Consider the following 19,239-nt stretch of genomic DNA (forward strand, 5'->3'; position numbering starts at 1 on the left):
CGGCGCGAGGTATCCCTCGCCCGCGTCATCGGTGCTTTGGTGGCCATCTGCGTGCTCTACGCCGTCGTGCACACGGTGGTCACCGGCACCGTCTCACATCCGCGGAACTGGCTGGTCGCGTTCGCCTGCACCCTGCTCGGGGTGCGCGTGATCGGCCACGTCCGCAGGTCGCCCGTCGGGTGGCTGCTGCTGGTCATGGGCGTGTTCGGCGGGATCGCCGTCGCGGTCGCCGGCCAGCCGGCCGACCACCCCGCCCGGTGGGTCGAGGCGTGGGTCTGGTGGCCCACGTACGCGTTGCTGCCCGCGGTGGCGTTGGTGTTCCCGAACGGCCGGCCGTTGAGCAACCGGTGGTGGATCGCCATCGGGGCGTCGCTGTTCAGCGCTCTCTTCGGGACGATCGGGATCGCCTGGGCGTCGTGGGGCGATCCCGCGTCGTTCTGGCAGTCGAGCGGTGGCGGGCTCGCGAAGACGATCACGCTGGTGTCCGTGCTGGCGGCCGGCGTCGCGGTGATCGCGGCGGTGGTGTCCTTGGCTCTGCGGTGGCGGAGGGCTGAAGGGGACGAACGCCGGCTGCTCGTGTGGGCGTTCGCGTTGCTGACGTTGGCCGGCGTGGCGACCGTGGTGGAGACCACGGACGGACACGTCGCATGGATCGTTGGCGTGCTGGCGTTTCCTGCGGCGGCGGTGATCGCCATCGTCCGTTATGGCCTGTACGACATCAGCCTGCTCATCCACCGGTCGTTGCTCTACGGCTCGTTGACGGTCGTGCTGCTGTTGGTCTACCTCGGCGTGATGGTCGGGGCCGGCCAGTTGTTCACCAACGACGCCGAGGTCATCGGGGTCGTGGCGGCGGGGCTCGCGTTCGCTCCTATTCGGTCGTGGGTGCAGCGCAGGCTGGACCTGTGGCTGTTCGGGCAACGCTCTGATCCGCACGCCGCGCTGTCGTTGCTGAGCGAGAAGCTGGAGAGCTCGCACGACGTGCTGCCGACCGTGGCGCAGACCGTGGCCGAGTCGTTGAAGCTGCCGTACGTGGCGATTCGCGGCGGGTCGGTGCTGGCCGAGCACGGACGCAGTCGCGGGTGGCCGCAGCTCCGGTTCCCCATGACGTATCGAGGTTCGTCTGTTGGTGATCTCGTGGTGGAGCCGCGGGCGCCGGACGAACGGCTGAGCGACCGCGAGCTGAGCCTGCTGGTGGACCTGGCGCGCTCGACCGCTCCGGCGGCGCAGTCGATCAAGCTGACGGCTGATCTGCAGTTGGCGCGCGAACGGCTCGTGCGTGCGCGCGAAGAAGAACGGCTGCGGTTGCGGCGTGACCTGCACGACGGCGTCGGACCGGCGTTGGTCGGCATCCGGTTGCAGCTCAAGGCGTTGCGCCGGTCGTTGGGCGACGTGCTGGACCCGGTGCTCGGCGACGTCGACGCGACGGCCGTCGAGGTGCGCAGGCTCGTGGACGGGCTGCGGCCGCCGATCCTCGACCAGGGCCTGGCCCTGGCCGTGCGGGACGAGGCGGCGCGGTTCAACGGCGACCTGCGCGTCGAGGTGGAGGCCGAGCCGATCGAGGGCCTGTCCGCCGCCGTCGAGGTCGCCGCCTACCGGATCGTCGCCGAGGCTTTGACCAACACCGCCAGGCATTCCGGTGCTTCGAAGTGCGTGATCACCGTGCGGGCCGACGGCGACCTGGTCGTGGAGATCGTGGACGACGGCACGGGCGTCGCGGCGGATTCCAAGCCGGGTGTGGGGCTGGATTCCATGCGTGAACGCTGCGCCGAACTGGGTGGATCGTGCACAGTGGGACCTGCTCGACCACACGGCACTCGGGTGGTGGCGCGGATCCCGTTGGAGGCCCAGTGACGCGAGTGGTGATCGCGGACGACCACCCGGTGTTCCGCCGCGGGCTGAAGGCGTTGCTGGACGGCGAGGACGGCCTCGACGTGGTCGGCGAAGCGGCCGACGGCGCCGAGGCCGTGCGCGTCGTGCTCGATCGCGAACCGGACGTCGTCGTGATGGACCTGCACATGCCGGTGCTCGGCGGGGTCGAGGCGGCCAAGCAGATCCTGGAGGTGCTGCCCTCCGTGGGCGTCCTCGTCCTGACCATGCACGAGGACGACGAACTGGTGTTCGCCGCGATGAAGGCGGGCGCGCGCGGGTACCTCGTGAAGACGACCGACGACGACGAGATCGTGCGCGCCGTGCAGGCCATAGGAGCCGGCGAGGCGATCTTCAGCGCCACCATCGCCCAGCGGATGATGGGCTACTTCACCGCGATCTCGTCGTCGAAGGTCGTGGCGTTCCCGCAGCTCACCGACCGCGAACGGGACGTGCTGGAGCTGATGGCGACGGGCATGGACAACCCGTCGATCGCGTTCCGGCTCTCGTTGTCCGGCAAGACCGTCCGCAACCGCGTGTCCGCGATCTTCACCAAGCTCCAGGTGGCCGACCGCGCCCAGGCCATCGTGCGCGCCCGCGAGGCAGGCCTCGGAAGTCCCTCCTGATTCGGGACACCGGTCACCTGACGACGGGACCACGCCCCCGATTGGATCGGCTTTCCGCCGAAGGGGGCCCGATGGACATCACCTGGGACGTCGCACACGCGCGACTCAGCCACGACCGCATGCTGCACATCGCCAAGGCGCTCATCTCGATGCGCCCGGAGACCGTCACCCTGGGCGGCGGCGAACCGCTCGGCGTGCCCGGCCTGTTCGAGATCGTCGAGCAGTTCCGCGCCGCCGGCATCGACGTCGTCCTCCGCACGTCCGGCAAGTCCCTGCACCCGTCGATGGTGCGCACACTCCTGCTTTCGTGCTCACGCATCGAGGTGTGCGCCATGGCGTTCACGCACGCCATGCACGCGTTGCACCTGCTCGACATCGGCGCCGAGAAGCTCCCGTCGCACGCCGTGTTCGGGCTGGACGCCACCGGCATCCGGCGCGGGTTCGACCGGCTGGAGGAGTTCTGCGCCACCACCGCGTTCGAGATGCCGCGGCTGGCGTTCATCGCGTTCAGCGACACGCTCGGCTCGGACCACGCGCAGTACCTGCAGTCGCTGGCGCCGCAGTCGGTGCGGGTGACGGTGGAGACCGCCGACACGTCGGTGGTCAGAGCGAGCTGAGCAGGGCTCGCCAGGCAGAGGTGGAGAACGCGAGAACGGGACCGCTCGCGTTCTTCGTGTCCCGCACCCACCACTGAAGCAGGTCGGTCTCGGTGAACGCCGCCAGCGGCGCTTTCTCGAACTCGAACAGCGTCAGGGGTGAGCGGAAGGTGCTGATGTCCGCCGACACGATCTGGAGGACGTGGGTGCGGAAGAGAAGCCGCCGATACTGCTCCTTCATCAACCCGACGTCGCCCCACTTGGTGCGCAAAGCCAGTTCGTGCACGTTGAACACGAACTCTGGCCGGTTCGGCCGCGCCAGAACCGTTGCCGCTCGATGCGCGCCTGGACCGATCTCTCGATGTCGTCCGGTGCCTCGACCTCGGCATCGGTGAAGATCGTCGTGGCCGTGGCCTCTGCCATCGCGAGCGTGCGCAGGTTGTCGATCCGCGGGGCGAAGTGCTCTGTGCTCGACACCTTGCTCGGGTCCCAGCCCAGGTGACGGCCATCTCGCGGTCGTTGAAGAGCTAGAAAACACCGCCGCGAGCAGCGAAAACGTCCTCGATAGGTTGCATAGCGCCGATAGCGAGCCGCAGCAGCACGCGGGCTTTGCGGGGACACAACCAGCCGGCCATGACCGCGCCGCGCTTGATCGGGTCCGACTCGGAGCCGACGAACCCGTAGGTGCCGCGGAACGTCGTCCCGGCACCGGTTCGGCTCGCCACCACGACCGGGAACCGGGCGCGGGAGATCGCCTCGGCCATGCCCGCCGACACGTGCCCCACGCCCGTCGCCGCGACCACCACTCCCTCGACGTTGAGCCAGTCGAGGATCGAGCCGTCATCGTCCACAGTGGCCTCGATGAGCGGCACGGCCGGCGCTTCGTGAGGCCGTGGCAGGGCGGGGAACCGGTGTGCGGGGTGGAAGTACTGCGGCGCGCCCTCGACGACGAGGCCCGCCGGTCCGGGGAACGACTGGAAGGCGTTCATCAGGCTGCTGTGCGCCTTCCGCACCCAGCGCGCGGCGTGGACCTCGTCGTTCAGCACGAGCAAAGCGCCGCGTCCGCGTGAGTTCTGGCTCGCCGCAACGGAGACGGCGGCGGCGAGGTTGGCGGGGCCGTCCGCGCCGGGCAGTCCGGGGTGCCGCATCGCGCCGGTGACGACGACGGGTTCGTCGTGCGGCCACAGGCAGTCAAAGAAGTACGCGGTCTCTTCGAGGGTGTCGGTGCCTTGGATGATCACGACGCCCCGTGCGCCGCCGGCGACCTGGCCGCTGGCCCAGTCGAAGGCTTCGAGCAGGGTCGCGAACGTGAGCGAGGCGCCGGGGATCGTGGCGAGCGTCGCGATCTCGCCGACTTCGAGGCCGCCGACCAGGTCCTGCGCGCCGAGCGTCGGCGCCACCGCGCCCGATCCGGTCATCGTGATCGTGCCGCCGAGCGAGGCCACCGCCACTCGTGAGTCCATGCGGGCCACTCTAGGGTGGCTGTCATGACCGGACCTGCCGCGTGGCCGCCCGCGCCGATCACGACCGGACGACTCGTGCTCCGCGAGTCCGAGGCACGCGACCGCGAGGCGTTCCTCGACCTGTTCTCGTCGCCGGAGGTGGGCAAGTACGTCGGTGGCGCCAAGCCGCGCTACGAGCTCGAACGCGCCGTGCCCGACGTCCCGGGCAGGCGTCACGGTTTCTTCGTCGTCGCGCTGGACGGCGCGATGATCGGCATGATCACGTTCGACACCACCGACGACGGTCGCGAGCTCGGGTTCCTGTTCCTGCCGTCGGCTTGGGGCTTGGGCTACGCCTTCGAGGCGTGTGCGGCGGCGCTTGACTGGTACGCCGCCGCACACCCCGATGTGCCGCTGACGAGCGACACACAGGTCGCCAACACCGCCTCGATGCGCCTCCTGGCGAAGCTCGGCTTCACCGAGGGTGCGCGCTACGAGGCGTACGGCGCCGAGCAGTGTCACTGGCGCCAGTAGGTGATGTTGCGGAAACGGGCCTCCGCGCGTCCGCTGCCGTGGTGGTAGACGCCGTTCTTGAAGTGGCGGGTGGCTCGGCCGCGGTCGTTGACCGTCGCCTTGAGCACGCCGTCGGCGTAGACCTTGATCTTGCCGGTGCCGCCCGCGACGGCCGAGTGCTCGACGCGGATGCGCACCCACCGGTTGTAGATGCCGGACGCGATGACGGTGCTGGTGTAGTAGCGCAGCGTGCCGCCGTTGGCGTTGGTGGCGTTGAGCATGAAGTCCGTGGCCGGGGTGCCCGGGTCGCCGCCGCGCACGCGCAGGATCTGCATGACCGTGGGGCCGTTGACGCCGCTGGGCACGTAGATCTCGCCCTGCCAGGCGTGCTGGCCGCTGGAGTACTCCTGCTCCCACCGCATCTCGGTGCGCGGGTCGGTGTTGCTGCCCTCGCTCATGGGCTTGTCGGTGTCGTAGACCCACATGGAGTGGACGCCGCCCTCGTGCTTGTAGCGCGCGCTCTGAGCGAGGTCGTACGGCTTCTGGATCTTGTACGTGAACGGCGTCTGCGTCCACGCCGGTGCCGCGTGCGCCGGTGGGGACACCAGCAGCACGGCGGGCAGGGCGAGCAGGGAACGTCGGGGCAGGGTCACGGAAGCCTCCGGCCTCGGTTTGTGGACTCCGAACAGAATGTCCACGCCGGGGCCGGGGCTCCGCAACGTCAGGAGCTGACCGGAATTCCGGTCACTGACGCCAGTAGGTGATGTTGCGGAAACGGGCCTCGGCGCGTCCGCTGCCGTGGTGGTAGACGCCGTTCTTGAAGTACCGCGTCGCCGGCCCTTCGTCCTGGTGCGTCAGTTTCAGAGCGCCGTTGTAGTAGGTCTTCACCGTGCCCCGGCCACCGGCGACCGCGGTGTGTTCGACACGAATCTTGAACCATTTGTTGTAAATACCCGTCGCGATGACCTGATTGCTGTCCTTGCGCAGGGTGCCGCCGTTGATGTTCGCGACGTTGAGCATCACGTCGGTGGCGCGGGTTCCGTCCGGACGGCTGCCGCGCAGGATCTGCACGACGGTCGGGCCGCTGACGCCGGCCGGGATGTAGATCTCGCCCTCCCAGGCGCGCGAGCCGCTCGAGTACTCCTGGTTGAAGCGCATCTCGGTGCGCGGATCGGTCGGGCTGCCCTGGGTGTGCGGCTGGTCGTAGTCGTACACCCACATCGTGTGGACGCCGCCCTCGAACTTGTAACGGCTGCTCAGCGCGAGGTTGTACGGCTTCTGCACGGTGTACGTGTACGGCGCCGACACCCATTGCGCGGACGGCGGCTGAGCGAGGGCCTGAGCCGCCGGGGCCACGATCAGCGGTGCGGTCAGGGCGAGTGCCAGCACGGAGCGGCGTGTGTGGAGTGCAGGGGTTTCCACGGTGAATCCCTCCGACCTTCGATAAGTGGTCTGTACCACTTTGGGGTCAGAAGGCGGAGGGATCAATACCTATTTCATTTTCCGGAACAATGTTCAGATGGGCGAACTTTTCACATTCCTGAACGGATCTCGTCGAAGGTCGGGAACTTCGTCGCGATGTCGCTTCCGGTGAAGTTGCCGATCCAGCCGTCGTCGTCGTGGAAGAACCGCACCGACACGTAGTCGGGTTCGGTGCCCATGTCGAACCAGTGCGTCGTGTTCGCCGGAACGCTCAGCAGGTCGCCCTCGGTGCAGAACACCGCGTACACCTTGTCGCCGATGTGCAGGTAGAAAACGCCTGCGCCACGGGCGAAGTAGCGGTCCTCGTCGTCGTCGTGCGTGTGCTCGGCGAGGAACTTGTTGCGGAACTCCACGGCCTTCGCGCGGTACTCGTCCGTGTCGGCCGGGGCCATCTCCATCGCGTCGACGTAGGTGTAGCCCTCCGTCTCGCTGACGCGCGCGATGTCGGACTCGTAGGCCTGCAAGGCGTTCTCGGCGGTAACACCGTCCACAACGGACCAACGGCTGAACCGCACGCCGTGCTCCTTGAGCGCGGTGGCGATCTCCTCGGCGTCGGTCGTGCGCAGCACGGTCTCCTCGGGGCCGGTCTCCGGCCACACCGTCAGCAGCGTCATGAGTTGCTCCCCGTCAGTCGTGTCTCCACCTTGAAGCGCAGCAACCACTCCAGGCATTCCAGGCGGTGCCGTGCCTGCACCAGGTCGTCGCCCCACACGTACACGCCGTGCCGTGCCACGATCAGCGCGGGCACCTTGGGGTCGAAGCCCTTCTCGAACGCGTCGCCCAGCTCGACCATGTCCTGGGAGTTGCGCACGACCGGGATCACGACCTCCTCGTGGTCGTAGCGCCCGAAGCCCTTCAGCATCTCCAGGTCCTTCAGCACCACGCCCTCCGGCCAGTGCTCCGCCGCCACGACGGGTGCGAGCGCGTGGACGTGCACGACGGCGCCCGCTCCGGCCACGTCGGCGATCCGCGCGTGCAGGCCCGCTTCGGCGGACGGGACCTTGTCGCTGTCCACCGCGTTGCCGCGCACGTCGATGACAACGCTGTCCTCGGCGGTGATCTCGCCCTTGTCGACGCCGCTGACCGTCACCGCGAGGCGGAGCGGATCACGTTGCAGGACCACGGAGAGGTTGCCGGACGTGCCACGCATCCAGCCCATCTGCGCGTAGCGGACGCACTCGCGCGCGAGCTCCGCCGTCACGAGAGCTCCCACACGGTCGGGTGGGGCGTGAAGTCCGCGTTGCCGTACGGCTCGCCCGCGCGCGCGACGCCGACCGTCTTCCAGCCCGCCTCCTGCGCGGCGTGCAGCTCGGCCGGAACGTCGCTGTAGAACGTGATGTCGTCGCTCTGCAGCGTCTCGGCGATCTTGTGGTACGACGCGGCTTCGCGCTTCGGGCCGGCGTTGACCGTGTCGAAGTGGTGCTCCAGCAACGGGGTCAGGTCGCCGTCCGTGGTGTGCTGGAAGAACGCGACCTGGCCCGCGACCGAGCCGCTGGAGAAGATCGCGAGCTTGATGCCGTCGTCGTGCCACTTGCGGATCGCGGGGACGACGTCCGGGAAGAACTCCGCCACCAGGTCGCCCTGCGCGTAGCCCTGCTGCCAGATGAGGCCCTGCAACGTCTTGAGGGGCGTGACCTTCTGGTCGGCGTCCATCCAGTCGTGCAACGCCTTCACGACGTCGTCGTGGCCGCTGAGCTCCTTGATCTGCCGCACGGCGTCGGCGACCACCGGGTCGTCACCGTGCTGCTCGATCCACGGCCCGAGGCGCGGGCGCGCGTAGTCGTAGAGGACGACCAGCACCTGGTCCGTCGCGCTCAGCGTGCCCTCGATGTCGAGCACGACCCACTTGCTCACCGCTGTTCTCCCTCGTAGTACTCGTCGAGCTGACCGGCGTCGTACACCCCCCGGTCCGTCACCACGGTGGTGACGAAGCGGGGTGGCGTCACGTCGAACGCCGGATAGTGCCCTTTCACCCTCGGCGTGGCGCTCGGCCTGCCGAGCACCTGCAACACCTCGGCGCCGTCGCGGTACTCGATCTCCACGTGCTCCGCCGTCGGCGCCTGCAGGTCGGGCGCCTGCACCTGCGCGTGGAACGGCACGCCGAACGCGTGCGCCGCGACCGCCAAGCCCAGTGTGCCGACCTTGTTGATGACGTGCCCGTCCATGGTGACGCGGTCGGCCGCCGTGACCAACGCGTTCACCACACCGCTTTGCAGGACGGCGGCGCCCATGCCGTCCGTGATGAGCGTGGTGTCGACGCCCATCTCGATCAACGTCTCCGCGGTGAGCCGCGCGCCCTGCAGGTAGGGCCTGGTCTCGGTGCAGAAGAACCTCAGCCGCTTGCCCTGGTTCTGGGCCGCCCTGACCGTCTCGGTGAGGTACAGGTCGGCCCAGCAGTGCGTCATGACCGTGGCGTCGTCGGGCAGCAGGTTCGCCGTGTGCTCCCCCAGCGCCTGGCTCTTGGCCCGGTACCGGCGGTCGCCCTCCAGCGCGCCTTGGAGGGCGTGCGTGACGTCCTGTGCGGCGTCCACGTGCTCCAGGACGACGCGAGTCGCCTTGCGCAGGGCGTTGTTGGTGCGCCGCGTGTTCTCCAGCAGCGCAGCGGTTTCACCCAGCTGTGCACGGGCCTGCTCGAACGGCTGGTCCTCCAGCGTGCGCGCCTTGAGGACCATGCCGAACAGGACCGCGAAGTACGGGCCGGAGGACTGGGTGACCATGTCCTCGATGGCCCGCGCGACGTCCTCGGCCGTGCGGCACAGCACCCACTCGCGTTCGAACGGGAACCTGCGGCGGTCGAGGACGAGCACGCCGTCGTCGGTGAGCCTGACCGAGTCGGCGAGCACCGGCTGCATCAGCTGTACCCGGTGTAGGCGGGGCGCGCGCCGGTCAGGAAGTGCTCGCCGACCTCGCGGGCCTTGTAGACGACCGGGTCGTGCAGCGTCAGCGTGCGGGCGTTGCGCCAGAAGCGGTCCACGGCGTACTTGCCCGCCGTGCCGCGTGCGCCGACCTGCTCGAAGATGCGGCTGGTGACCTCGTTGACGAGCTTGGTGCTGACGACCTTGGCCTCGGAGATGACGACGGCGACCTCGGCGCGCTTGGCCGGCGTGAGGTGCCTGCCCAGCTCGCTCGCCTCCCAGAGCTGGCGGGCGGCCTCGTCGGCGAGCAGGCCCGCGGCCTTCGTCTGGGACACCATCTCGCCGTACGCCACGACGATGTACGGGTCCTCGGTCGCCGCCTCGACGCCGCTGACGAACCACGGGCGGGTCTTGGTGCGGGTGTAGTCGGCGGCCTCGGTGAGCGCGCCTTCCGCGATGGCCACGTAGATCTGGGCCAGCACGAGCTGGAAGCCGATGGCGGCGAGGCTGAGCCGCGGGTCCTCGTTCGCGGGCTGCACGCCGAGGATCTCGGTGACCTCGACGTTCTCGAAGTTCACCCCGCCGGACGCGGTGAGCCGCTGGCCGATGTTGTCCCAGTCGTCCAGGTAGGTGATTCCGGGGGCCTTGCCGTCGAGCAGGAACGTGAGCTTCTCGCCGTTGTCCGCGCGGGTGGCGCTGACCACGAGCCGGTCGGCGACGGCGGCACCGGTGGCGAACGTCTTGCGGCCGTTGAGCGTGAACCCGGAGCCGTTGGGCGTGAGCTCGAGCGCGGCGTCGAGCGGGTTGCTGACGCCGGCCCAGAACTGGTCGGGCTGGACGCTGAACTGGGTGTCGAACAGGCCGCTGCGCCAGATCTGCAGGTAGTGGTACCCGAGGAGGTGTCCGGCGTTGGCGTCGGCGGCGCCGACGATCCGGCCGATCCACTGCTGAAGCGACCACTCGCGGACGTTCAGCAGGCCGCTCTGCCGGAGCAGTTCCACCTCTTTGGTGGGTGGCTGGTTGGCCCGGTCCCTGTCCGCCGCGTCGGACCTGAGCGTCGCCGCCACCTCGTGCGCGACGTCCAGCCAGTTCGTCATCCCTGCTCCTCTCGGTGATACCTGCTCCAACTTACTTCTTCACACCGATGGGCTAACCACGATGTGAGAGAGACGTTCGCCTGGCAGACTGCGCGCGAACCTCGCTCTGGCGGGGGTCCAACATCTAGGGAGCAATCGGTATGGCGCAGGGCACCGTGAAGTGGTTCAACGGCGAGAAGGGCTTCGGATTCATCGCGCAGGACGGCGGCGGTCCGGACGTGTTCGTGCACTACTCGCAGATCTCCGGCACCGGCTTCAAGTCGCTGGAAGAGCAGCAGCGCGTGGAGTTCGAGATCGGTCAGGGTCAGAAGGGACCGCAGGCGCAGGACGTCCGCGCCATCTGATTTTTCTCAGGGCCCGCTCGGCTTCGTGCCGAGCGGGCTTCTTTGTGCCCATACTGATTTCGCGGCGATCGACGCCGTGACGAGGACCACCACCAGGACCAGCGCCCCGCCGTCGGTGACGAGCGACGGCAGCATGCCCGGTACGCCGAACTCCTCTCGCACGGCGGTCCACATCTCGGGTGGCACCATCCCGACGCCCGCGGCCTGTGTCGCGTTGACGGCGAGCACGACCCAGAAGAGCCAGGTCCTCGGCTTGGCCGTGAGCGCGAGGACGCCGATCGCGTTGCCCACCACGTAGACGCAGCCGACCGCCCTGAACGCGGTGAGGAACCCCGGCTGGGGTTCCGCTCCCGCCAGCTCGAACATCCGGTGCAGCGTCTGGTCGTTGATGATCACGAACGCGTGCAGCGCCGTGCCGATGGTGAAGACGATCGACGCGATGCCGGTGGTTCTGAGCAGCGCCGGCCCCAGGTTCCGCATGCGTCCGATGGTCTCGGCCCGCCGGCGGCGTGGGATCCGGAAAGCCCCTGAAACCACCCCTGAACTGGGCTTCCGAAATTGTCACACCCGTCTGTCATCGTGATCTGGTCAGCTCGTTTGGGTAGCCACGATGATCGGAAGGTGTCCTGTGCCGCACACGTTTCGCCCCTGTTCCCGACTGCGCGAGGACGGTCGCCCGTGCGACGCCGGCGCGATGAAGTGGTCTGTCACGTCGGTCCCGGACCCTCGTTCGTGCTGGCCGCACCTGACCGCTTCCGAGCGTGCGCTCGTCCAGGAGGCTCCTGCCTCACACCGCATGCGGACGTCGCTCAACAAGGCGGCCTTCCTGCTGGCCGCGGAGACCGGGCGCCATCCGGGGTCGGTGAACGTGGAGGTGAACCGCGTGATGGGGGTGGAGCGACGGGCCGAGGCGAGCAGGGAGCAGCTGCGCCGCGGGTTGAGGCACGTGGGCGATCAGCTCAGAGCCTTGGACAGGGCGAGGGACGCGAGCACGCCGTCGCGGGGTGACCCGCCGTTCTGACACCGGCGCTGGATGCCGCTTCCACCGGGTGCGGAGCCCCGGCGGCACCATTCGACGCCGAGCTCCTGCGGTGTCGCCTGTGCTGTCCGCATCCAGCGGTCCCGCATCCCCGCCGGTTCCGCGTGCCGCGCTGGTTCTGCATCCCGTGGCGGTCCGCATGCCGTGGCGGTCCGCATGCCTCTGGTTCCGCATCTCGTGGCGGTCCGCATGCCGTGGCGGTCCGCATGCCTCTGGTTCCGCATCTCGTGGCGGTCCGCATGCCGCGCTGGTTCCGTAGGCCGTGCTGGTTTCGCATCTCGTGGCGGTTCCCGCATCCCCGCCGGTCCGCATCCCGCGCTGGTTCCCCATCCGTGGCGGTTCCGCATCCCGCGCTGGTTCCGCGTCCGTGGCGGTTCCGCATGCCGCGCTGGTTCCGTAGGCCGTGCTGGTTTCGCATCTCGTGGCGGTTCCCGCTTCTCCCACCACTCCCGCGCACGAGAAAGGCGCCGCGACCCGTCGGTCACGACGCCCCTACTTCCCGCCGCGGGATGTCGACGAAGAAGGCTCGCAAGTCCCCTGCGAGCACGTGGCAACCGAGGGAGTCGAACCCTGCGCGGCTTGTGAAGGCGGCGCTCAAGTACCGGCCCGAACCCTTCGGCTGGGCGACGGCTGCCATGGAGTTGTACGGGTGTTCCAGCTCGTCAGGACCGCGGTCCTGACCTTCGCTCTCACCAATCAAGAGCGGCCCGCGTTGTGTGGGATACCCGAAGTGTTAAACGTCCAAACGCTTGAAGGCGTTTCATGTTTCACTCGGATGGGTGACCCTGGTCACCGTGCGACTCCTCCCTGCCATCGCAGCCCTGCTCCTACTACCTGTGGTGCCGGCGACCGCCGAGGCGGCTCCCGCGGGCACGTTCTACGTCACCAGTGTCAGGACCGGCCTCAACGTCGCCCAGAGCGGCGGTGGAGTGGAACTGCGCCGTCCGAAGGGCAACGAGGACCGCCAGCAGTGGCGGCTGAGCGACGGGAGGTTCGAGAACACCGACTCGCCGGGTCAGTGCATCACCCGTCAGCTCACCATGGGTTCGTGTTCACAAGGGGATACGGTTCACGAGCCTCGTCAGTTCGGTGATCAATGGGAATTCTTCGGCCTCGGCGGTGAGACGCGGTGGTACCTGACGCCCGTCCAGAACCAGACGAGCCCGATGCCGCAGGATCCGCGCCTTGACCAGATGACGTTCCTGACCGCCCACAACGCCTATGCGAACGGGGTGGACGGTGGGTTCGCGCCGCCGTTCGTGAACCTCGCGAAGAACCAGACGCGCGGCATCGTGCAGCAGCTCCAAGATGGCGTGCGCGGGTTCATGCTGGACATCCACCAGACGCCGGACGGCGCGATCCTGTGCCACAACAGCTGCACGCTGGTGAGCAGGCCGGTGGCGCTCAACGTCGACGTCCAGCGGATCGTGGACTTCCTGAAGAACAACCGGAGCGAGATCGTCACGGTGTTCCTGGAGGACTACGTCGACGCGAACACGCTCAGGAACGAGCTGCGCAAGGTGCAGGGGTTGAACGACGTCCTGTACCGGGCGGAAGGCGTGCAGCAGAACGGATGGCCGACGCGGAGCCAGATGCAGAGCAGCGGCAAGCGGTTGCTCATCTTCACCGACCACGGCAAGGACGGGCGCGAGGACTCGGGCGTGCTGTACCAGAAGGACTGGACCGTCGAGAACTACTGGTCGATGGGTTCTGGGCTCGGCAGTTCCGACTGGTCCTGTTACAGCCGATGGGATGAAAAACCGCTCACGGCCACGGGCAGCTTCCAGCCGTTGTTCGTGATGAACCACTTCCGCGACGTTCCGTTCACGAGCACGGCGACGACGGACAACGGCAAGCTCGGCAACCGCGCGCAGCAGTTCTGCCAGCCCGCGGCGAGGAAGAAGCCGAACTTCCTCGCGGTCGATCTCTACCACCTCGGAAACGCGGCCCAGGCCGTCCAGCAACTCAACGCATACGTATATAGGCCGTAGCCCAAATCGTGAGAGTTGTACGCTCCGCGCATGGCCTCGATCCTGTTCACGCGCGGAGCGCCCTCTCTCGACATCATCGACCAGGAAGGTCTGCGCGAAGCAGCGCAGAAAGCCTTCACGGACGACCCCGGCGGCACCTTCGCGTACGGCACGAGCGTCGGCTACGTGCCGCTGCGCACCTGGCTCGCCGAGCAGCACGGTGTCGAGCCGGAGCAGGTGCTCGTCACCAACGGCTCGATGCAGGCCGACGCGTTCCTGTTCGAGCTGCTGGTCGGCAAGGGCGACGACGTGGTGGTCGAGGCGCCGACCTACGACCGCACGCTGCTGAACCTGCGTCAGCGCGGCGCGAACGTCCACGCGGTCGAGCTGGAGACGGACGGCATCAACGTCGACGCGCTGGAGAAGCTGCTGGAGAGCGGGGTGCGCCCGAAGCTCGCGCACATCATCCCGAACTTCCACAACCCGGCCGGCTACACGCTGTCCGAGGCGAAGCGCGCGCGGCTGCTCGACCTCGCGGCCAAGTACGACTTCGTGCTGTTCGAGGACGACCCGTACGTCAAGGTGCGGTTCGAGGGCGAGCCGCTGCCGACGATGCTGTCGCAGGACCAGAACGAGAAGGTCGTCTACGCGTCCTCGTTCTCGAAGACGATGGCGCCCGGCATCCGCTGCGGGTACCTGGTCGGCCCGAAGGCCGTGATCAAGGCGGTCCAGGACATCGCGACCACCACGTACATCTCGCCGAACATGGTCGCGCAGTCGATCGTGAACTCGTACTGCCGCTCCGGCCGTCTCGAGGAGTCGGTGAAGAACGTCCGCGAGGCACTGCGCGCCCGCAAGGACGCCCTGGTCGCGGCTCTTCAGCGCGAGCTGCCGGAGGCGGTCTTCACCGCGCCGCAGGGCGGTTACTTCATGTGGGTCGAACTGCCCGGCGTCTCGATCGACAAGCTGGTGCCGGTCGCCAAGGAGCACGGCGTCGAGTTCGTGAAGGGCTCCGACTTCCTGCTGGAGGGCGGCGACAACGCCATCCGCCTCGCGTTCTCGGGCGTCACGCCGGAGCAGATCGACGAGGGCATCACGCGTCTCGCCGCGGCGGTCCGCGCGCTTTGACGACGTACCGAAAGTGACGGTTGCTGCCGTACGTCAGGGCAGCAGCCGTCGCTTCTCGGGTGCGAAAGGCCGCACGCGGGTACGTTGAAGCGGCCATGAAGCTCATCACGGACCCGAACACGCTGGCGAACCTCAGCCACGACGAGGCCGAGTGGGCACCGGCGGGCACCCCGCACGCCGCGTTCCGGCCGGAGTCCTCTGAGGACGTCCAGGAGGCCGTGCGGCACTGCGCCGCCAACGAGATCCCGATCGTGCCGCGCGGCGCGGGGACCGGTCTGTCCGGTGGGGCCAACGCCGTCGACGGCTGTCTGGTCCTCGACCTCAGCCGGATGAGCGGCATCGTCGAGATCGACCAGGACAACCTGCTCGCCGTCGTGCAACCGGGCGTCGTGAACGACGACCTCAAGAAAGCCGTTGCCGCGCAAGGACTCTGGTACCCGCCGGACCCGGCGAGCTCACCGTGGTCCACCATCGGCGGCAACGTCGCCACGAACGCGGGCGGCCTCTGCTGCCTCAAGTACGGCGTGACGCGCGACTACGTCCTCGGCCTCGAAGCCGTCATGGGCGGCCCCGTCCCGTACGGCACCGCGGTGCGGCTGGGCAGGCGCACCACCAAGGGCGTCGCGGGCTACGACCTGACCAGCCTGCTCGTCGGGTCCGAGGGCACGCTGGGCGTGATCACCGAGGTCACCGTCCGCCTGCGCCCGGCCCCACGCCCGCCCGCCACCGTCGTCGGCGCCTTCGACAGCCTCGTCACCGCGGGCAGGGCCGTCGCCCTGGCCACCGCCCGAGGCCTGCAACCCGCCGCCCTGGAGCTGATCGACCGCGCGTGCCTGCAGGCCGTCGAGGACTGGAAGCACCTCGGCATCGACCCCACCACCGAGGCGATGCTGCTGGCCCAGGCCGACACCGCGGCGGACGCCGACGGCCTGACCACGGCGTTCACCGACGCGGGCGCGGTGTGGACGGAACGCTCGACCGACTCGGCGGAGGCCGAGGCCCTCTTCGCCGCCCGCCGCCTCACCTACCCGGCGCTGGAACGGCTCGGCCCGCTGCTCACCGAGGACGTGTGCGTCCCGAGGTCGGCGATCCCGGCCATGCTCGGCAGGATCGTCGAGATCGGCGCACGTCACGGCGTCAGGATCGCGACCATCGCGCACGCGGGGGACGGCAACCTGCACCCGTTGCTGATCACCCCGCCCGGCGACGACACCGCGCGGATCGCCGCCCAGGCCGCGTTCGAGGACATCATCAGCGCGGCGCTGGAACTCGGCGGCACGGTCACCGGCGAACACGGCGTGGGCCTGCTCAAACGCGACGGCATGATCCGCGAGCTGGGCCCGGCCGCCCACGCCGTCCACCAGGCCGTCAAGCACACGCTCGACCCCCTGAACCTCTTCAACCCGGGCAAGGCCTGAAGGAGGCAGCCATGCGAGTTCCGGTCGAAGGCGGAGACCTGGCCGTGGAGATCCACGACGGCGACACCGCTCCGGTGCTCGCGCTGCACGGCGTGAGCGGCAGCCGCAAGCTGTGGAACTGGGTGGCCGCCCACTCGTTCTCCCTGATCGCCCCCGACCTGCGCGGACGCGGCGACAGCGCGGACGTCCCCGGCCACGGGATCTCCCGGCACGCGGACGACATGACCAAGGTCCTCGACGCGCTGGAACTCCCCAGGACGACCGTGATCGGCATGTCCATGGGCGGCTACGTGGCCGTGGACCTCGCCGTGCGCCATCCGGACCGAGTGCGCGCGCTCGTCCTGGTGGACGGCGGCTTCCCGATGCCCGCGCACGCGCACATGACTCCCGAACTGCTCCAAGCAGCCTTCGCACCACAGGTGGCCGCACGCGAACGCACCTGGACCGTCGACGAGTACCTGGAGACCCAGGCGGCGCTGAACCCGTTGGTCGACGCGAGCGACCCGTTGATCCGCGCCTACTACGCCCACGACCTGACCGAGGACGGCCACCTCCGGCTCCCGGCGGAGACCCTGGTGGCGGACGCGAAGGACGTCATCTTCGGCACGTCCCGCTGGCGCGAGCTGACCGTGCCGACGTGGTTCGTGCACGCCGAGTGGAGCACCGGCCCGGACACGCCGCCCGCGTACACGGTCGAGCAGGCCGCCGAGTTCCGCACCGGCCTCGGGGTGCTGCGCGAACCGGTGCTGATCAACGAGGTCGACCACGGCGGCACCGTGATGACCAGGGCGGGCGCCGCCGTGACAGCGGAAGTGCTGGCGGAAGCGCTGAAGTGACCTACCGCCTCGGCCACGCCTGACCGAGGCGACCGCACCTCACCGACTCCCCACGGCCGGCCGGAGTCTCCTGCACCACACCCCGCTTCCCCCGAGCCTGCCCGCGAGTTAGTGTGTACACCAATGATTAGTACACCAAGCATCCCGGAGAACCCGCTCGAGCTCGAGCGGCAGGTCTGCTTCGCGCTGGCCGTCGCCAGCCGGACGGTGATCGCCGTGTACCGGCCGATCCTGGAGCCGCTGAACCTCACGCACCCCCAGTACCTGGTGATGCTGGCGCTCTGGGAACGGTCGCCGCGGACCGTCAAGGACCTGAGCAACGCGTTGCAGCTCGACCCCGGCACGCTCAGCCCGCTGCTCAAGCGGCTGGAGGCGATCGGGTACGTCGAGCGGCAGCGGGACAAGACGGACGAACGCGCGCTCGCCCTCACCCTGACCGAGACGGGTCAGGAGCTGCGGAACGAGGCGCTCAAGATTCCCTTCAAGGTCGTGGAGCAGCTCGACATGACGTTCGAAGAGCTCGCGCAGCTGAACCAGGTGCTGCACAAGGTGATCGCGAAGGCCACCCGATGACGCCGAACCTCGCGCTCAAGGTCTGGTACTACGCGGGCGGCCGGTTGCCGCAGCAGTACCGGGAGTTCGTGCACGACGACGTGACCGGTCCGAAGTGGCTGCTGCGCTTCACCGTGCGCAGCCTGGTGCAGGTCACGCCACTCACGACGGCCATCACGCTGGCGCTCGTGTTCGGACTCGGCTCGCCGTGGCCGCTGGCAATCGCGTGCGGTGCGCTCGGTTTCGTTGTAGGACTGTACTTCGCGTTGTCGTATGCACCTGAAAGTGTGGACTACCGGCTGACGAAGTACGGGTACCCGAGAGGTTCGGCGACTCAGGGGCGCCGGGAGCGAAACGCCGCGAAGGACAGCGAACGACAGGCGAAGTACGACGCTGTCTGGCGGCGATCCGAAGGGTAGACACCTATGGCCTTGTTGAGCGATCAGTTCGAGTTCACGAGGCCACAGGCGCTGACCCTCACCGCCGGCGTCCTGCAGTTCGCGCTGGGCTGGTTCGACGTGTTCGGTTTGGACCCCAACTACCATGTGATCCAGTTGGGTGTCGGTGCGTTGGGGATCGCGATGGCGTGGAGGCACGACCTCGCGCGGATGTACGGACTCGCGCTGATGCTCGGCTTTGGCATGCTGGCGTTCTCGCTCAACGACGTGACGACCGAGAGCTTCCTCGAAGTTCGCACGGCGTTGATCGGGCTCATCATCACGCTGGCCAGGCCGGCAAAGCGCGCTCCGCGCTGACGTCGCGGTCCACGGAGCGCAACGCGGTCAAGGTCGCGTAGCCGTCCGCCAGCAGCGCGGTGTCCGTTCCGGGCACCAGCGACTCCTCGGCGTAGACGTGCACGAGCTCCACCTCGCCGTCGCCGACGTCGTCCACCCTGCTCTGCACGGCGCCGAACCGCGCCAGCTCGGCCCAGCGAAGTCCTTGCACGTCAACGACATTGGGCACGTTCAGCGAGAGCACCGCTGCGGCGGGCAGGTCCAGCAGGAACGGCAGCACGACGCGCACCACCTCGCCTGCCTTGTCCCACAACGGTTCGGGCCCGTCCAAACCGACGTCGAGCGACACGGCGAGCGCCGTGACGTCGTTCAGGTGCGCGGTCAGCGCGGCGCCGACGGTGCCGGAGTGCAGGATCGCGCGGCCCACGTTCGCGCCCAGGTTGATGCCGGACAGCACCACGTCGGGCTTGCCGCCGAACCCGCCGCGGCACGCGATCAACGAGATCAGCCCGGGGTGCGCGGCCACGGCGTAGGCCTCCACGTCGAGCCCCGGCAACTCCCGCCTGCTGCTGACGACACGGCCGTCGTCGCTCAGCGCCGCGACCGACGCGCTGGTGCCGCTGGCCTGCGAGACCGGTGCCGCCACCACCACGTCCAGCCCGCAGGCCCGGGCCGCCGCGGCGAGCACGTGCAGGCCGGGAGAGTCGATTCCGTCGTCGTTCGTGATCAGCGCGCGCATCC

The 19,239-nt window shown here is 68.7% G+C and carries 25 protein-coding genes; 14 read left to right on the forward strand and 11 right to left on the reverse strand.

Annotated features, from left to right (window positions below; translation table 11 throughout):
- Positions 1–39: 39 nt before the first annotated feature.
- From ACQEU1_RS20100 to ACQEU1_RS20110, 3 genes are all read left to right on the forward strand, one after another.
- Entirely contained in the window at positions 40–1,851 is a 1,812-nt protein-coding gene (locus tag ACQEU1_RS20100) for a sensor histidine kinase (RefSeq protein WP_433203716.1), read from the forward strand.
- Complete coding sequence (locus ACQEU1_RS20105) at positions 1,848–2,492, forward strand: response regulator (protein ID WP_433203719.1); 645 nt, start codon at positions 1,848–1,850, stop codon at positions 2,490–2,492. The genes ACQEU1_RS20100 and ACQEU1_RS20105 overlap by 4 nt, the downstream gene beginning before the upstream one ends.
- A gap of 71 nt (positions 2,493–2,563) precedes the next feature.
- A complete protein-coding gene (locus ACQEU1_RS20110; protein ID WP_433203722.1) occupies positions 2,564–3,109 on the forward strand; it encodes a hypothetical protein in 546 nt (181 codons plus the stop codon).
- On the opposite strand, the gene ACQEU1_RS20115 is transcribed toward ACQEU1_RS20110, so the two are convergent.
- The gene (locus ACQEU1_RS20115; protein WP_433203725.1) at positions 3,096–3,383 is read right to left on the reverse strand and encodes a DUF397 domain-containing protein; all 288 of its coding nucleotides are present in this window, start codon (positions 3,381–3,383) and stop codon (positions 3,096–3,098) included. The two genes, ACQEU1_RS20110 and ACQEU1_RS20115, sit on opposite strands and share 14 nt — an antisense overlap.
- Positions 3,384–3,425: 42 nt before the next feature.
- Here ACQEU1_RS20115 and ACQEU1_RS20120 point away from each other — a divergent pair, with 42 nt between their 5' ends.
- On the forward strand, positions 3,426–3,590 hold the full coding sequence (locus ACQEU1_RS20120) for a hypothetical protein (RefSeq protein WP_433203728.1): 165 nt from the start codon (positions 3,426–3,428) through the stop codon (positions 3,588–3,590).
- A 25-nt stretch (positions 3,591–3,615) separates the two neighbouring features.
- On the opposite strand, the gene ACQEU1_RS20125 is transcribed toward ACQEU1_RS20120, so the two are convergent.
- On the reverse strand, positions 3,616–4,551 hold the full coding sequence (locus ACQEU1_RS20125) for an asparaginase (protein ID WP_433203730.1): 936 nt from the start codon (positions 4,549–4,551) through the stop codon (positions 3,616–3,618).
- Positions 4,552–4,575: 24 nt separating this feature from the next.
- Between ACQEU1_RS20125 and ACQEU1_RS20130 the strand changes: the two genes are divergently transcribed.
- Positions 4,576–5,064, forward strand: coding sequence for a GNAT family N-acetyltransferase (locus ACQEU1_RS20130; RefSeq protein ID WP_433203732.1), 489 nt, complete (start codon positions 4,576–4,578; stop codon positions 5,062–5,064).
- Here ACQEU1_RS20130 and ACQEU1_RS20135 read toward each other — a convergent pair.
- The 7 genes from ACQEU1_RS20135 to ACQEU1_RS20165 all read right to left on the reverse strand — a co-directional run bounded on the left by ACQEU1_RS20135 (position 5,049) and on the right by ACQEU1_RS20165 (position 10,477).
- Complete coding sequence (locus ACQEU1_RS20135; RefSeq protein WP_433203735.1) at positions 5,049–5,696, reverse strand: hypothetical protein; 648 nt, start codon at positions 5,694–5,696, stop codon at positions 5,049–5,051. The two genes, ACQEU1_RS20130 and ACQEU1_RS20135, sit on opposite strands and share 16 nt — an antisense overlap.
- A 91-nt stretch (positions 5,697–5,787) precedes the next feature.
- A complete protein-coding gene (locus ACQEU1_RS20140; RefSeq protein WP_433203737.1) occupies positions 5,788–6,432 on the reverse strand; it encodes a polysaccharide lyase family 7 protein in 645 nt (214 codons plus the stop codon).
- Positions 6,433–6,575: 143 nt separating this feature from the next.
- Positions 6,576–7,139, reverse strand: a complete 564-nt coding sequence (locus ACQEU1_RS20145; RefSeq protein WP_433203740.1) for a 1,2-dihydroxy-3-keto-5-methylthiopentene dioxygenase — start codon at positions 7,137–7,139, stop codon at positions 6,576–6,578.
- On the reverse strand, positions 7,136–7,726 hold the full coding sequence (gene mtnB / locus ACQEU1_RS20150) for a methylthioribulose 1-phosphate dehydratase (RefSeq protein ID WP_433203743.1): 591 nt from the start codon (positions 7,724–7,726) through the stop codon (positions 7,136–7,138). The genes ACQEU1_RS20145 and mtnB overlap by 4 nt, the downstream gene beginning before the upstream one ends.
- Positions 7,723–8,379: an acireductone synthase gene (gene mtnC / locus ACQEU1_RS20155; protein ID WP_433203746.1), complete on the reverse strand. Its 657-nt coding sequence runs from the start codon at positions 8,377–8,379 to the stop codon at positions 7,723–7,725. The genes mtnB and mtnC overlap by 4 nt, the downstream gene beginning before the upstream one ends.
- On the reverse strand, positions 8,376–9,377 hold the full coding sequence (locus tag ACQEU1_RS20160) for a s-methyl-5-thioribose-1-phosphate isomerase (protein ID WP_433203749.1): 1,002 nt from the start codon (positions 9,375–9,377) through the stop codon (positions 8,376–8,378). The genes mtnC and ACQEU1_RS20160 overlap by 4 nt, the downstream gene beginning before the upstream one ends.
- Positions 9,377–10,477, reverse strand: a complete 1,101-nt coding sequence (locus tag ACQEU1_RS20165; RefSeq protein WP_433203752.1) for an acyl-CoA dehydrogenase family protein — start codon at positions 10,475–10,477, stop codon at positions 9,377–9,379. Before ACQEU1_RS20165 ends, ACQEU1_RS20160 begins: the two co-directional genes overlap by 1 nt.
- 140 nt (positions 10,478–10,617) lie before the next feature.
- On the opposite strand from ACQEU1_RS20165, the gene ACQEU1_RS20170 reads away from it, so the two are divergent.
- On the forward strand, positions 10,618–10,821 hold the full coding sequence (locus tag ACQEU1_RS20170) for a cold-shock protein (RefSeq protein WP_285637992.1): 204 nt from the start codon (positions 10,618–10,620) through the stop codon (positions 10,819–10,821).
- Between the two features lie 6 nt (positions 10,822–10,827).
- Here ACQEU1_RS20170 and ACQEU1_RS20175 read toward each other — a convergent pair whose 3' ends face one another.
- Positions 10,828–11,301: a hypothetical protein gene (locus ACQEU1_RS20175; protein ID WP_433203756.1), complete on the reverse strand. Its 474-nt coding sequence runs from the start codon at positions 11,299–11,301 to the stop codon at positions 10,828–10,830.
- A 316-nt stretch (positions 11,302–11,617) separates the two neighbouring features.
- Here ACQEU1_RS20175 and ACQEU1_RS20180 point away from each other — a divergent pair, with 316 nt between their 5' ends.
- From ACQEU1_RS20180 to ACQEU1_RS20215, 8 genes are all read left to right on the forward strand, one after another.
- A complete protein-coding gene (locus ACQEU1_RS20180) occupies positions 11,618–11,842 on the forward strand; it encodes a hypothetical protein (RefSeq protein WP_433203759.1) in 225 nt (74 codons plus the stop codon).
- A gap of 812 nt (positions 11,843–12,654) precedes the next feature.
- Positions 12,655–13,851 carry a PI-PLC domain-containing protein gene (locus ACQEU1_RS20185; protein ID WP_433203762.1) on the forward strand — a complete coding sequence of 399 codons (1,197 nt, stop codon included), beginning with the start codon at positions 12,655–12,657 and terminating at the stop codon, positions 13,849–13,851.
- A 30-nt stretch (positions 13,852–13,881) separates the two neighbouring features.
- Positions 13,882–14,958, forward strand: coding sequence for a PLP-dependent aminotransferase family protein (locus ACQEU1_RS20190; RefSeq protein ID WP_433203765.1), 1,077 nt, complete (start codon positions 13,882–13,884; stop codon positions 14,956–14,958).
- Between the two features lie 95 nt (positions 14,959–15,053).
- Positions 15,054–16,376: an FAD-binding oxidoreductase gene (locus tag ACQEU1_RS20195; RefSeq protein WP_433203768.1), complete on the forward strand. Its 1,323-nt coding sequence runs from the start codon at positions 15,054–15,056 to the stop codon at positions 16,374–16,376.
- A gap of 11 nt (positions 16,377–16,387) precedes the next feature.
- Positions 16,388–17,212, forward strand: coding sequence for an alpha/beta fold hydrolase (locus ACQEU1_RS20200; RefSeq protein WP_433203771.1), 825 nt, complete (start codon positions 16,388–16,390; stop codon positions 17,210–17,212).
- Positions 17,213–17,335: 123 nt separating this feature from the next.
- On the forward strand, positions 17,336–17,785 hold the full coding sequence (locus ACQEU1_RS20205; protein WP_394613479.1) for a MarR family winged helix-turn-helix transcriptional regulator: 450 nt from the start codon (positions 17,336–17,338) through the stop codon (positions 17,783–17,785).
- Entirely contained in the window at positions 17,782–18,183 is a 402-nt protein-coding gene (locus ACQEU1_RS20210; protein WP_433203775.1) for a DUF5313 family protein, read from the forward strand. Before ACQEU1_RS20205 ends, ACQEU1_RS20210 begins: the two co-directional genes overlap by 4 nt.
- Positions 18,184–18,189: 6 nt before the next feature.
- Complete coding sequence (locus ACQEU1_RS20215) at positions 18,190–18,519, forward strand: hypothetical protein (RefSeq protein ID WP_433203778.1); 330 nt, start codon at positions 18,190–18,192, stop codon at positions 18,517–18,519.
- Here the strand turns inward: ACQEU1_RS20215 and surE are convergent.
- Complete coding sequence (surE, locus tag ACQEU1_RS20220; protein ID WP_433203781.1) at positions 18,482–19,237, reverse strand: 5'/3'-nucleotidase SurE; 756 nt, start codon at positions 19,235–19,237, stop codon at positions 18,482–18,484. The genes ACQEU1_RS20215 and surE overlap by 38 nt on opposite strands.
- Positions 19,238–19,239 lie beyond the last annotated feature (2 nt).

This window comes from Lentzea sp. CA-135723, from assembly GCF_050936595.1.
GTDB lineage: Bacteria > Actinomycetota > Actinomycetes > Mycobacteriales > Pseudonocardiaceae > Lentzea.